Below are 14114 nucleotides of genomic sequence, written 5' to 3'. Positions count from 1 at the left end.
TGAGATCCCGGAAGGCGTAGCCTGAGGAAGCTCACCACATGCCCACGGAAAGCGAGCCGTTCCCTGGAGCCCCTTCTCCACCCAATATCTTGTAGCTGAGTCTTCCACAATCCGGCCCTTTAGCTTAATAAGTATTTAATAAAAAATCATCAAAAAAAGTGTAACAGAGCCTATGTTTATAATAAGAAATCTTCGTCTTGCTGCACTAATCAAACATACGTAAAGACCTCTAATAAAAAAAGCAGGAGCTGATCCAGCTCCTGCCTGCAATTATTTATTCTTCTTCCTGCTTAGTTAGAATCACGGGGCCGTCTTTTGTGATAGCTACCGTATGTTCATACTGTGCAGATAATGATCCATCTACTGTACGGGCGGTCCAGTTATTATCATCCATCTTAGTGCTCCAGCCGCCGATGTTAATCATCGGTTCAATCGTAATAACCATTCCTTCTTTCAAACGAGCACCTTTTCCAGCATTACCGAAATGCGGAATATATGGATCTTCATGAATGCCTTCGCCGATCCCGTGACCTGTAAAGTCGCGGACGACAGAGTAGCCTTCTCCTTCCGCATAGGATTGAATCGCATGACCAATATCACCGATCCGATTCCCAGGTATAGCCTGCTCAATACCTTTATATAGAGATGTTTTTGTTACATCCATCAGCTTACTGGCTTCTTCACTAACGTTTCCTACCGCATGCGTCCAGGCAGAGTCAGCGAGCGCCCCGTTGAGGTTCACCACCATATCCACGGTAACGATATCTCCTTCAGCGAGTTTCTCATGACGTGGGAAGCCGTGACATACTTCATCATTAATGGAGGCACAAGTATTAAATTCATAACCCTGATACCCTTTTTGTTCACCGGTCGCTCCATGTTTGGTTAAATAACGTTCCACAAAATTTTCAATCTCCATTGTGGTCACACCTGGCTTGATAAATGTTCTTAATTCTTTATGAACGTTGGCCAGCAGCTTACCGGCTTCCTGCATTAATTCTATTTCTCGTTTACTTTTACGTTTAATCATACACCCATTCCTTCCTTATCTCTCTAACGTTTAACTAAGCATCCTATAGTATAATACCGAAAAAATTCCCGTTCGACCACCCCTGAGACTTACTCAATTGCTTTTATCGTTTTAGCAGGGTTCCCTCCTATAAAAACGTTTGAAGGAACGTCTTTGGTTACGACCGCTCCAGCACCAACAATGACATTATCCCCGATGGTCACGCCAGGATTGATAACGGCATTTCCTCCAATCCATACATCATCGCCTATCGTAATGGGTTTTCCCGCTTCCAATCCGCTCGCTCTTGATTCACGGTCCATTGGATGAGTAGCGGTATAAAGCTGCACACTCGGACCAATGAGCACTCTTTTTCCGATTCGAATAGGACAGACATCCAAAAAAACGCAATTGAAATTGGCGAAAAACCCTTCCCCTACGTGAATATTGTATCCGTAATCGCAAAAGAAAGGAGGCTCGATCCCATATTCTCCTTCCAGAGTACCAAATAGGTCTTCTATCAATTGCTTTCGGTAATGCATTTCTGCATCTTTCGTTTGATTGAGAGAATAAACAATCTGCCTGGCTCTTGCCCTTTCGTGAACCAATTCCTCATCCCAGGATTTATAAAGTTCGCCGGCCAGCATTTTTTCCTTTTCTGTCATACACTCACCTTCTTATTATATGTTGAACAACTTCCTTTACTTTACCACAATTTTTAACTAGACTTGGAACAACCGAAGGAGGGATCTGCCATGCAGGTGAGAGAACTAAATGGAAAAGATGCAGAAGACTATTATGAACTGCGGTTAGAAGCATTATTAACAAACCCTGATGCTTTTATTACTACATATGAACAGGAAAAGCAAAGACCCGATCCTCTTGTTAAAACAGCGGAGAGGCTGGACAGTCCTTCTTCACGTACTTTTGGATTATTTGAAGACGGAACCCTTTGCGGGACGGCTACCCTGGTTAAAGAAAGCCATCCTAAGTTTTCTCACAAAGGGAGTATTGTAGCTATGTATGTAAGTCCAGGCTGCCGACGGAAAGGCGGAGCTGTCCTCATCATACAGGAAGTTATTAATTTTTCCCGAGCCATTCAGTTAGAAGTGCTTCACCTAAATGTAGTTACGGACAATACTCCTGCGAAGAAGCTTTATGAGAAAGTTGGATTTCAATCCTACGGAGTAGAACGCAAGGCTATTAAAATAGCCGATCGTTACCTGGACGAAGAACTTATGGAACTATTCTTAACGTAATGAAACTTATCATCCATCCATATCGTACTTAAAAAAGCAGATTATTTAGTAAAGGGTGGACCGTATGATTGAATTAAATAGCATTTCGAAAAGCTTCAACGGCAAGCAGGCTGTGAAAAATCTGAATTTAACGATACCTGACGGGAAAATCTTCGGCTTCCTTGGCCCAAATGGTGCAGGGAAATCGACTACCATTAAAATGATGACAGGAATTCTGCCTATTGATGAGGGCTCTATTACGATCAATGGTGTGGATATTACCGATTATCCCATGGAGGCCAAGCATCTTTTCGGGTACGTACCTGACCGCTCAGATATATTCCTTCGTCTGAAAGGGATTGAATACTTAAATTTCATTGCAGACGTATTTCAAGTGTCAAAAGAAGAGCGGAAAGAAAAAATCGAATATCTAACCAGGAGCTTTGGTATTTACGAAGCGCTGGATGATCATATCCAGACGTACTCCCATGGAATGCGGCAAAAAATTGTGGTAAGTGGCGTACTTCTCCATGACCCCGATGTATGGATTTTAGATGAGCCCTTGTCCGGCCTGGACCCTAAGTCTTCTCATACTTTAAAAGAAATGATGAGAGAACACGCCGAAAGAGGTAAAATCGTCTTTTTCTCCACACACGTGCTGGAGGTAGTCGAGCAATTATGTGATGAAGTAGCAATTATTAACCATGGACACGTACAATTTCAAGGAAATATGACAGAGATGAAGCAGCAGTTTCAAGATGATGATAATTTGGAACGACTATTCCTGGAGCTAACAGAAAATGAGTAACGCATGGAAATTAATGAAAATCATGGTAAAAATGCAGCTCTCCTGGGCGGGTAAAAGCAGTTCAGAAAAAGTCGGCTATGTGATTATGGCCCTTGCGCTTATTCCCTTTGGTGCCTTAATCTTATTCTCCTTGAACAGTTTAATTGGAAACCTTTACAATGCCCTGTCCCCAACTGGAAACGAAAGTGTCATTCTCGCTTTATTTTTTATTCTTATGTTTGTTATTTTTCTTGTGACCAGCATTGGAACGGTTTTAAGCTCCTTTTACTTTGCGGAGGACGTAGAATCATTTATTGCTCTCCCCTTTCATCCTTATCAGATTGTACTTGGGAAATCTGCCGTACCTTTTTTGTCTCTGTACGGGTTGAATGCTTTAATTTTACTGCCGGTTCTGTTGTTTTACGGATTACACAGTAGTGCTGGGCTGCTTTATTATTTGTTCGCTATTTTGCTATGGGCGGTTACACCAGTGATTCCATTTGTACTGCTTTCGATTGTGCTTATGTTTCTCATGCGTTTTGCCAACATTTCCAAAAATAAAGACCGTACAAAAATCATTGTCGGTATGTTCGGCTTTATATTTGCCATTGGAATTAATGTCGTGATCCGGTTAGACAGTGGAGGAGACGGTAGTGGAACCGCCGATTTAATCAGGGAACAGAATGGATTGCTTGAACTGGTTACCGGTTTCTTTCCAACCGCTTATTTTAGTTCGATTGCCCTGACTCAGCCAGGTTCTCTAACAGGAGTTCTTTATCTGCTGCTGATGCTGGGATTATCGATAGGTTTTGCCATTTTATTTCTAACTGTCGGCCAGAAGGTTTATTTCAAAGGCGTGCTTGGATTATCGGGAGGAACACGAGGCCATTTTAATGAGAAAAAGATACATAAGACGATTAAGCAAAAACCGATTATATACAGTCTATGGCTGAAAGAGATGAGAATCATTTTCCGCACCCCTGCCTTCTTTACGCAAATCGTGGTGCAGAGTCTCTTTTTCCCCGTCTTTCTGCTTGTCATCTTATTTATGGAATCGAATACTTCCGTAGCAAGCCTTGGTTCTTTACTTACCCAATTAGATGGAAAGAAACTTGTGCTCGGGTTGTTTGGTTTTACTTTGCTGGCTGTCGGGATGACCCCCGCCTCGTTCTCCTCGATTTCAAGAGATGGAAAAAGCTGGTTCAATCATCTTCATCTGCCAATAGCGCCGCAAACCGTTCTTAGAAGTAAAATTGTAACAGCTTTTACGTTAAACCTTCTCACCATTGCTATTCTCAGCTTCGCGGCTTTATTTCTAGTTCAGGTTTCCTTTAAGATCTGGATCATTTGGCTGCTTCTTGCGCTAGTTACCAATTGGGTTACCAGTATAGGAGGGCTCATCATTGATCTTTACAGTCCTAAGCTTGACTGGACCGATGAGCGCGAAGTCTTTAAAGGACGTTTTATTGGGCTCGCCATGCTGGCAATCGAAGCAACGGTATTCGGTACCCTTATTTTAATCCTTTGGAATGTGAGTGCGATCAGTGGAATCTGGGTAACTTCGGGTGTTCTGCTTACCTTTCTGATTATTCTAATTGCCGCCTGCCATGCGGGTTTGAAACGACTTAGCGATAAGCGATATTATTCTATCCATTGAACGATCTAAAAAAGACTTCGACCTGTAAATCAAGTCGAAGTCTTTTTAATATCCAAAAGGTTAGTTGCCAAAGAAGTAATCAAAAACGTCGCCTTCTTCAGAGGCCTCTTTATTGTAAAATTCAGAGTAACCGCAATTTTTACAATAGACCAACGTAAATTGATGATTTTGCACATCTAATATATTGGACAGACCTGAGCCTGTCATGGATACATGATTTTGTTCGGCATCTGTACTGCCACATTTAATACAACCTCGTTCGCTCATAGACACACTCCTGTTTTTAATAATATTTCCTCTATTTATTCATATATGCGGATATGAGGTTTTATTTAACATAGAAATTACCTTGTTATTTGACAATCATAACCGGACATTTGGCTCGCTTCGCCACTTTGTGACTAACACTCCCGAGAACCATTTCCTGTAGAGTGTTTAAACCACGACTACCAATTACCACAATATCAAAAGCTTCATCGTTTGCAAATTTAACAATCTCAGGGCCTGGTTCCCCATGTTTTAAAGCTACCTGATAGGACAGCCCTTTACTTTCCAAGATCTGCTCAATTGGATTTAGCCGCTCGTGACGGCGACGTTCGATCATTCCTTTGTCGCCTTCTGATAGTACATCGGATTTTGATTGTTCACCGTCTACCACATAGATGATTGTAATTTCACCATCTCCTTGCAGACGGGCTAGTTCGGCTGCACGTTCAGCTGTTCGGACGGAATGTCCTGATCCATCTGCAGCTAATAGTATTTTCTTATACATAGAATCCCCCTGTTTTCATAACATCTGCGGCTATTTTAACATGTATGACGAATTCCATGTAAATCAAACAGAAATGTTTCATATTTATATGCTATCTTAATTAGCGTTTTATTTCACTAAAAGCTCGGTTACTATAAGGCTCAGTTTCGAGATATTTTATGAGAGGAAAGGTCCTCCGGGGGTGATTTCGCTTTCCGTGGGCATGTGCTGAGCCTCCTAAGTCTTCGACTTCCGGGGTCTCAGCGATCATGTTTATCCCGTTCTTACTCTTTTTTTAGTCTTAATCAAATATCAGAACATAAACGATATGGAGAGCTATCCAGCTCCAGCCCCTAGCGTCTAGTGAGACTTCCCTCACTTCTGTACGATAAGGCAACATCGAATCGCTCCGCTCTTCGTGTTTTCTTTATCTCCGCCAGCTCAGTCCAGTCCATACGACGCTGACCAAGGTGCTTCCGCTTTTAACCTAGGAGTCTTCATCATCCCCCTCCGCACCTTGCCTAATCAGAAGCTCGAAACCACTCTGCGTAATGAGGAATTACACCAGGCGGATTTGTGCCTGTTTTCAAGATGTAACCTCCTGCAATATTCCGTCATGAAAGCATTTCATACGGATTAAGGAGGAGAACCTTCCTCATCTGGAAGGGAACGTTCTTCCTAACGAGCTGGGGCTGGCGGAGATAAAGAAAACACGAAAAACGACCCTGCGTCGTGCAGGGCCGGAATTCTATATCATCCCCCGGAGGACCTTCCGCAAAACAAATATCTCGAAATCAAGTCTTCAACAAACGGGACCTTTTATGATAAAACATCTATGTAGTATAGTCTGAGGAGATTTTGTAATAAATTTACGCTTTATGATTTCGGTGTCTATATAAGAGTATGTAAGAGGATATAAACGTATGTGTCGAATTTATGCGCTTACATGGAGTTATGAAATTCATTTAATAGATGATATACTCTGTTCGTTCTTGCCGGATATAAGCACTGTTACGGACAGTGCGCTTCTAAAATAAACAGAAAGAGGTGCGCAATTGAACACACAAACAATTAAAGAACAATGGTTTGGAAACGTAAAAAACGATACGCTTTCAGGCATGGTTGTTGCAATGGCACTCATCCCTGAAGCGATCGCTTTCTCTATCATCGCTGGAGTCGACCCCATGGTAGGATTGTACGCTTCCTTCTGTATCGCCGTCGTTATTGCCTTTATGGGCGGCCGTCCTGGAATGATTTCAGCGGCCACAGGGGCCATGGCTTTGCTCATGGTTACCCTCGTCAGAGATCATGGTCTTGAGTATCTGCTTGCAGCTACTATTTTGACCGGAATTCTACAGTTTGTCTTAGGAGCCTTAAGAGTTGGACAGTTTATGAAGTTCATACCACGCTCTGTCATGATTGGTTTCGTTAACGCCCTTGCTATTTTGATCTTCACCTCTCAGCTGACACACTTTGAGGGGGCCAACTGGGCTATGTACGCGATGGTAGCTGGTTCGTTAGCCATCATTTATATTCTTCCGAAGTTTACAAAGTCTGTACCCTCACCACTTGTGGCCATTATCGTCATGACCGTAATTGCTATTACTACAGGAACCGGGTTGAAGACAGTCGGAGATATGGGCGAGTTATCTAGTACTCTGCCAATCTTCCTGCTGCCTGACATTCCGTTGACTTTTGAAACATTGGAAATTATTTTCCCAATCTCCCTTGCTTTAGCTTTTGTCGGCTTGCTTGAGTCATTATTAACTGCTCAAATCGTAGATGATATGACCGATACCGTTAGTGACAAAAACAAAGAAGCACGCGGTCAGGGTACAGCTAATGTTGTAGCCGGATTGTTTGGAGGTATGGCTGGATGTGCTATGATTGGCCAATCGGTCATAAACGTTTCTTCTGGAGGACGTGGACGTTTGTCCACACTTGTCGCAGGAGTATTCATGATGCTCTTAATTATCGTCTTCAATGATTTACTGGTTCAGATTCCGATGGCGGTGCTGGTAGGTGTCATGATCATGGTTTCTATTGGAACCTTTGACTGGAGCTCTCTTACTCGATTCCACAAGGTGCCCATTACAGATACAGTAGTTATGGTGATCACCGTAGGTACTGTGGTTAAAACACACGACTTGTCTAAAGGTGTGCTGGCAGGTGTTATTTTAAGCGCCATCTTCTTTGTAGCTAAGATATCTAAAATACACGTAGAAGAAGCCTATGAAGAGAGCACGAAGAGGCTCGTCTATCAAGTAAGTGGACAAGTTTTCTTCGCTTCCATTGACAATCTTATGAAGCACTTTGACTTTAATGCGGACGCTAAAGAAGTGGTTATTGACTTCTCAGATTCTCATATTTGGGACGATTCAGCCGTAGCTGCTATTGATAAACTGGTCCTGAAGTTCAGGGAAAACGACAAAGATGTCCACATTGTTGGCTTGAATAAAGACAGTTCACAGTTAGTCAAACGGCTTGCCGTTCACAATAAACCGAATGCTTCTGTGTCCAACCATTAATAAAAAAGTGATTCCCATCTGAGGGAATCACTTTTTTTATGAACAAGAGCCATGTTTTGCGGCCCATTCATCTTTAAGTATGCTGTAAACACATGAATCCCGCCAGCTTCCTTTTACAAGAAGATCCTGTCGCAAAACTCCTTCTCTGACCATTCCTATTTTCTCCAGGACATAAAGAGAAGCCACATTGTTCGGATTGCAAATGGCTGATACACGGTGAAGGTCACAGGCTTCAAAGCTATGCTTCAATATGAGAAGAGAAGCTTCTGTCGCGTAACCTTTACCCCAATGTTCCGGGTGTATAATAAAACCGATCTCACCCACACCATCCCAGTCAATAATATTCATTTCAATGTTTCCAACTATGCTTCCAGTTTCATTCATTACAATGGCAAATACAAAGCGGCTGCGATGGCGAACCTCCCGATCACGAATCGCCTGTTGAACGAAAAAAATAGAATCCTGCTCGCTATTTGGTCCCCAAGGCTGGAATTTACATGCCTCTTTATTCGAAGCGTATGAGTGCAAAGCTTCCCAATCTTCCGGAACAATTTCTCTTAGGTGCAATCGATCTCCTTTTTCAAGAATCTCCATTCGACTCACACTCCATTATATGAAAGATGTGGTATGAATTTTCACTTCCATTGATGATAAGCCTCCATCCACGCTTCAGGAGATTCTTTTACCATATACGTTTTCACTCCCTTAATGGTGTGTAAGTACAACAGTCCATAACTGTCCGAAAATGGTTTATAAGAGACATCAAAAATATCTTTCAGCCGATACGTTTCTGTCGGAGTAATCACTTCAGATTCATAAAGATCTAATGTTGATTGTTCCTCTGTGTACACTTGTTGATTGTCCTTAATGACCCGGGTTTGCCACACGATCGGCTGCGAATAAAACAAAATAATCTTCCTTTCTTAAATCCATTCTTATTTCATTATACCCGATTCTTGTGTATTCGTATCATCTTGTCTATTCTTGTCGATTAATGGAGAATGAAGAGTGTGAATGGCTTTCCTTATACAATCTTTTATATTAGGATGGTAAAGGTGATTTTGCACAACCTAATCCTAATTGGAGGAACCATTATGAGTGATCGCAATAAAGGAATTCTATTACTGCTTATATCTGCCTTCGGGTTTTCTATGATGGCCGCGTTAGTGAAATTATCAGGAGATGTGCCAACCGTACAAAAGACACTGTTTCGGAATCTCGTCTCAGCCGTCATCGCTTTTGGATTTGTGATGTATAATAAAGAGCGTTTGTTCGGAAAAAAAGAAAACCAAAAGCTTCTTCTTTCCCGTTCGGCCTTGGGTACCATTGGAATGGTCCTATTTTTTTACGCAATAGATAACCTGGTCCTTTCCGATGCAGATATGCTGAATAAACTGAGCCCATTTCTGCTCATTATATTTTCGGCTATCTTTTTGAAGGAAAGAGCACGGCTGTATCAAATCGTATCTATTATTATTGCTTTTATCGGTACTCTTTTCATTATTAAGCCAGCCTTTTCTGTAGAGTTTATTCCCTATCTTGCCGGCGTGTTCTCAGCCGTTTTTGCAGCAGGTGCCTACACATTGCTGCGTGTACTCGGGGATAAAGAGAAATTTTATACCATTGTCTTTTACTTCTCATTTTTTACGACGGTATCTCTTCTCCCTTTTACCATAGCCTTTTACGAACCTATGTCAGTAAAACAATGGATTTATCTGCTTTCTGCAGGCGGATTCGCTACTTTAGGTCAGTTTGGCTTAACTATAGCTTACAAATTTGCTCCTGCAAGAGAAATTTCAATCTTTTTCTATTCTACAGTGGTTTATTCCGCCCTGATCAGTATCTTCCTATTTGGACAGGTGCCTGATTGGCTCAGTATTCTCGGCTATGTAACGATCTTCGGAGCATCCTTTTATATGTTCCTTAAAAATAATCAAAATGCTAAAGCGCAGCATTCCAAAGCGTAAACGCAAGACCTTCCTTTTATACAGAAGAGGAAGGTCTTTTTATATAGTGTTTGTTAACCACAGCGCCAATACTTGTATAAATAAGGATTAATGAAGCCATTATCGTGGTATTTTTTACTAATGGCTATCCATACAGATTTGAACAAGTCAGGATCGTTCAATATTCTTTATGAGAAGGCGAAATTTCACTTTGAATAATTACATCTCTGGTCTATTCAAAGGTTAAGCAGCAGTAGTTTGGAGGGATCCCTATATGCATACCACACCGTATATCGTATTATTGTTCATTGGCTACCTCATTTTCACAATAGATAAGAAGAAAGAAGATCTACCCGTACCCCCTATTCTGACTTTGATAGGGATTGGCCTTTTCTTTATTCCCTACTTTTCCTCTATAGAGGTTACCGAAAACTTAATTTACCACATATTTTTGCCTGGTCTTTTGTTCATTTCTGCTTATCGTTTTCCTCCCTCTGCTCTTAAAGAGAATGGAGGGATTATCGGTTTCTTTGCAACGATTGGCCTTATACTTACAGTTATTCTGCTAGGTTCCATCATTTTTATCATGAGCACACCGTTTATATCCATGTCGTTTGCAGGGGCGATCTTAATTGCCGCCATGCTGACACCTACAGACCCGGTATCCGTGGCCTCCATTTTAAAGCAGTCCTCCGGAGATGAAATGATGGCAGACGTGGTTGAAGGAGAATCCTTAATCAATGACGGCACCAGCATTGTCATCTTCTCTGTGGTATCAGGAATTTTCCTAAATGATGAGCCCTTTTCTTTCAGCTCCTTTTTAGGAGAGTTCCTGCTTGTCTCGCTTGGTGGCATTTTCGTTGGATTACTATTCGGCTGGCTGTTCAGTAAAGCTATTCATTTTACCCATCATAAAGAATATCAGGTAATGCTCAGCATTGTAGTAGCTTATGGCATTTTCAACCTTGCTGAATTCTTGGATTTATCCGGAGTATTAGCTACGGTATTCGCTGGGATTATGCTTTCCTTTGAGTTTGGCCGGACTATTAAGGAAGATCACTTCCGTGAATCGCTCGATAATTTCTGGGGCATTGTAGAAATCTCTATTCTTTCTTTATTATTTTTACTGATTGGTATTGTATCTGCTGACCATCTGTCCTTTAATTACTGGTGGCTGGCTATTTTGATTTTCCTTGCCTCCATTATTGTGCGCTTTATCATCATAGCTGGAACGACGCAAGTCTTTCCGAAATGGCGGCAGAAAATCGGCTGGCGGAAGTCTTTTCTTCTTAGCTGGTCGGGTTTAAAAGGAACCATGTCTGTTTTTCTTATTTTAAGCCTTTCCACTCAGGGAGGAGAGAGAACGGATGTCTTACTTTCATTAACATTTGCAGCCGTGCTGCTCTCCCTTATTATCCAAAGCATCGGTATTTACCCATTATCAAAGAGGCTGCTAAAATAACAGAGCTCTAGTGACAAGTAATGATAATTTCTCATCAAGACTTACTCAACAAAGGGCCGATTATTTGAAGACTCAGTTTCGAGATATCTTTATGAGAAGAAAGGTCCTGCGGGGGATGATTCGCTTTCCGCGGGCATGTGCTGAGCCTCCTCAGTCTTCGACTTCTGGGGTCTCACCGATCATGTTTATCCCGCAGGAGTCTTCATCATACCCCTCCGGACCTTGCTGAAATGAGAGGCTCGAAACATTGGCATAAATCACTTGGATAGGAAAGATAAAATCATGCCATGAGTTCCTGTTTTCTCTAAATTTTGATAGAAATGGTCTGATACCACTGGATTTAGAAAGGATTAAGTCCAACACCTACCCTTCTAAAGAAGGGTCCGTTCACAAAATTATAGTTGGGTTGGTGGGGAAATGGCGAGACTCCCATGGGAGAAGGGACTAGGTGAGATCCCGCAGAGAGTGAAACGAACGAGGAAGCTCACCGTTCCCCCATAGGAAAGCGAGTTATTTACCCACCAACCCTCTTCCACATAGAGTAACGGACCCAAACTATCTCGAAACTGAGTATTACAGAAAAGGGAGCTTTACTTTAAAATCAATATGGCAGGTTTAAGAGGGTCAAAAAATGTGTTCTAAATTGAAAGCTGGGCGGGGAATATCCAGCTCTTCTGGACTTCCATAGAAAAAGTGAATAAGTCTCCAAAGGAAAAAAGTTAAAAGAAGAATAATAAGGAGGTCGAAGAATGAATTCTTTATTTATTTCAATCATTATTATGGCTATAAGTGTAGCAGCAATGTTTCTCGTGTTCATACTTGTTCTTCTAAAAAGGAATAACAATAAGAAGTGAACCATGAGTGTGAGATATAATAAGCCCTTCTGTCCATGAACAGAAGGGCTTATTAAGTATGAAAAAGTTTCATCTAGTGTCTTGTTTTAATTTCTTTAAAAGCTCTAAAGTGTTTTCATATTCCTTTTCGAGGAGTTTTCGGTCTTCATTCATTCCGGGCATACTTAATCGACTAATCAGTTCGGACAGTTTAGTTTCGAGAGTCATCAAATTGTACACGTCTTCATCTGCTTTCTGTGGTTTATTCAAGGCTTCCTGCCATTCTTGCCACGTTCCATCAAAATAGTTCAGTTTTTCCTGTTCGATGATCCATAACTGATCCGCTGTTTTCTCTACAAACGTCCGGTCATGGATGACGTACAGAATCGTTCCCGGATAATCCTGCACTAATTTTTCCAAAGCTTCAATTGCTTCTATATCTAAGTGATTGGTCGGTTCATCCAATATAAGCAACTGTGCTTCACTGACAAGCATCCTGGCTAGAACAAGCTTCACTCGCTCTCCACCGCTTAATACATGAATTTTTTTATGGATATCCTGCTCATAAAATCTGAGTCTCGCGAGAATAATCCGAATCATGGACTCTTCTAAACGACTCGTTTTCGATACATAACCTAAAACCGTCTCCTCCTCTGGAAGTGCTCCCATATTCTGATGAAAATATTCTGTGTTAACTCCTTTTGGAAATAATTCTTTATGATGATCAAGCAAATGCTTTAGAAAAGTAGATTTACCCGCTCCGTTTGCGCCTATAAATGCAGTTTTTGAACCTGTTTTCAGTAAAATATCGTCTATGTGAAAAAGAAATCTGTCTCCAGCCTGGATATTTACCTCTCTTAACTGACAGATATATTTACTGTGGATTTTAGACAGGTGGTCTATTTCCAGCTTCACTTGATCCCATTCAAACGGTTTGTCAGCACGCTCTAAACGATCCAGGCGGCGTTCAAGAATTTTCCCTGTTCGCTCCACTTTCTTTTGTCTGGCCGCTGCTTTATTTTTACCAAGCTGCCATTCAGAATTCCCCATACGCTTTGGAGGCTTCCTCATCCCTTTGGATTGGGTACGTTTTTGCTCAATCCGACTTTCAATTCGTTTCTTTTCCTGAAGGTACTCTATATGCTTTTCCATCTGTTGCTCTCGTTCCTGGTCTTTCTGTTGAAGATAAAAGGTATAGTTACCATTAAACTCTCTGAGCTTTCCGTTCTCAAGCTCCCAAATTTTATGGCACGTGCGATCGAGGAGCGTCCGATCATGAGAGACGATCACACATGCGCCAGGATGCTTCTGCAGCAGCTCCTCTAACACTTCCACCCGAGACCAGTCTAAATCGTTCGTCGGTTCATCTAAAAATAACAGCCGGGCCGCATCCTGAAAGATAGCGTCAAGCTTGGCAAGCGTACGTTCACCACCGCTTTGACGATCTTCCTTTATTTCCTTATCAATTTGTTCTAATCGGTCATACGCTGTGTACCACTTCACTTGAGGAAGAATATCCAGTTCTCCGGTTAAGTAGCGGAGGAGCATCGTCTTCCCCTGACCGTTCCTTCCGACTAAACCGATCTTTTCCCCTTCGTGAATAGCTAATTCCTTTATATCCAGCAATGTTCGTTCACCGATTGAATAATGAATATTTCTAGCATTCATCAATAACATAAATAGACCTCCCTGTACGCTCCAGAGAAGTCTTAGTCTGCTGCTTCGGCCATCCTCGAAAAACCATAGAGGTGCCCATAAGCCGTACGTTTAAAGAAAGACAGACTAATCCTGTATCTGGAACGAGTAAAATTTCTTATTTACATACTCGTATAGTGACAGGATTAGTACTTCATCGCTTTAAACGTCAGTCCCTTCTATTTCATCTTCAATTATTATATGATGA

At 41.6% G+C, this 14114-nt stretch carries 13 protein-coding genes; 6 read left to right on the top strand and 7 right to left on the bottom strand.

Annotated elements, in window-relative coordinates:
- Window positions 1-274 precede the first annotated feature (274 nt).
- Window positions 275-1030 (bottom strand): type I methionyl aminopeptidase, encoded by a 756-nt coding sequence (gene map, locus ACTWP7_RS14660; RefSeq protein WP_443123826.1) that lies wholly within the window; start codon window positions 1028-1030, stop codon window positions 275-277.
- An 89-nt stretch (window positions 1031-1119) separates the two neighbouring features.
- On the bottom strand, window positions 1120-1674 hold the full coding sequence (locus ACTWP7_RS14655; RefSeq protein ID WP_443123825.1) for a sugar O-acetyltransferase: 555 nt from the start codon (window positions 1672-1674) through the stop codon (window positions 1120-1122).
- A gap of 90 nt (window positions 1675-1764) precedes the next feature.
- On the opposite strand from ACTWP7_RS14655, the gene ACTWP7_RS14650 reads away from it, so the two are divergent.
- From ACTWP7_RS14650 to ACTWP7_RS14640, 3 genes are all read left to right on the top strand, one after another.
- Window positions 1765-2268 carry a GNAT family N-acetyltransferase gene (locus ACTWP7_RS14650; RefSeq protein ID WP_443123824.1) on the top strand — a complete coding sequence of 168 codons (504 nt, stop codon included), beginning with the start codon at window positions 1765-1767 and terminating at the stop codon, window positions 2266-2268.
- 64 nt (window positions 2269-2332) lie between these two features.
- The gene (locus tag ACTWP7_RS14645) at window positions 2333-3055 is read left to right on the top strand and encodes an ABC transporter ATP-binding protein (protein ID WP_443123823.1); all 723 of its coding nucleotides are present in this window, start codon (window positions 2333-2335) and stop codon (window positions 3053-3055) included.
- On the top strand, window positions 3048-4691 hold the full coding sequence (locus tag ACTWP7_RS14640) for a putative ABC transporter permease subunit (protein ID WP_443123822.1): 1644 nt from the start codon (window positions 3048-3050) through the stop codon (window positions 4689-4691). The genes ACTWP7_RS14645 and ACTWP7_RS14640 overlap by 8 nt, the downstream gene beginning before the upstream one ends.
- A 60-nt stretch (window positions 4692-4751) precedes the next feature.
- Here the strand turns inward: ACTWP7_RS14640 and ACTWP7_RS14635 are convergent, their stop codons facing one another.
- Both ACTWP7_RS14635 and ACTWP7_RS14630 read right to left on the bottom strand, forming a co-directional pair.
- Entirely contained in the window at window positions 4752-4958 is a 207-nt protein-coding gene (locus ACTWP7_RS14635) for a zinc ribbon domain-containing protein (protein ID WP_443123821.1), read from the bottom strand.
- Window positions 4959-5043: 85 nt separating this feature from the next.
- Window positions 5044-5463: a universal stress protein gene (locus ACTWP7_RS14630; protein ID WP_443123820.1), complete on the bottom strand. Its 420-nt coding sequence runs from the start codon at window positions 5461-5463 to the stop codon at window positions 5044-5046.
- 1034 nt (window positions 5464-6497) lie between these two features.
- Between ACTWP7_RS14630 and ACTWP7_RS14625 the strand changes: the two genes are divergently transcribed.
- Entirely contained in the window at window positions 6498-7970 is a 1473-nt protein-coding gene (locus tag ACTWP7_RS14625) for a SulP family inorganic anion transporter (RefSeq protein WP_443123819.1), read from the top strand.
- Between the two features lie 36 nt (window positions 7971-8006).
- Here ACTWP7_RS14625 and ACTWP7_RS14620 read toward each other — a convergent pair whose 3' ends face one another.
- Window positions 8007-8564 (bottom strand): GNAT family N-acetyltransferase, encoded by a 558-nt coding sequence (locus ACTWP7_RS14620; RefSeq protein ID WP_443123818.1) that lies wholly within the window; start codon window positions 8562-8564, stop codon window positions 8007-8009.
- A gap of 41 nt (window positions 8565-8605) precedes the next feature.
- On the bottom strand, window positions 8606-8878 hold the full coding sequence (locus tag ACTWP7_RS14615) for a hypothetical protein (protein ID WP_014642413.1): 273 nt from the start codon (window positions 8876-8878) through the stop codon (window positions 8606-8608).
- 186 nt (window positions 8879-9064) lie between these two features.
- On the opposite strand from ACTWP7_RS14615, the gene ACTWP7_RS14610 reads away from it, so the two are divergent.
- Both ACTWP7_RS14610 and ACTWP7_RS14605 read left to right on the top strand, forming a co-directional pair.
- The gene (locus ACTWP7_RS14610) at window positions 9065-9937 is read left to right on the top strand and encodes a DMT family transporter (RefSeq protein WP_443123817.1); all 873 of its coding nucleotides are present in this window, start codon (window positions 9065-9067) and stop codon (window positions 9935-9937) included.
- 253 nt (window positions 9938-10190) lie between these two features.
- Window positions 10191-11378, top strand: a complete 1188-nt coding sequence (locus ACTWP7_RS14605; protein ID WP_443123816.1) for a cation:proton antiporter — start codon at window positions 10191-10193, stop codon at window positions 11376-11378.
- Window positions 11379-12301: 923 nt separating this feature from the next.
- Here ACTWP7_RS14605 and abc-f read toward each other — a convergent pair.
- The gene (gene abc-f / locus ACTWP7_RS14600; protein WP_443123815.1) at window positions 12302-13888 is read right to left on the bottom strand and encodes a ribosomal protection-like ABC-F family protein; all 1587 of its coding nucleotides are present in this window, start codon (window positions 13886-13888) and stop codon (window positions 12302-12304) included.
- Window positions 13889-14114: the final 226 nt, after the last annotated feature.

The organism is Halobacillus sp. B29 (assembly GCF_052246755.1).
In the GTDB taxonomy this organism is placed as follows: Bacteria; Bacillota; Bacilli; order Bacillales; family Halobacillaceae; genus Halobacillus; species Halobacillus halophilus.
The sequence above is the reverse complement of the archived record's forward strand: the minus strand, read 5'-3'. Positions and strand labels throughout refer to the sequence as shown.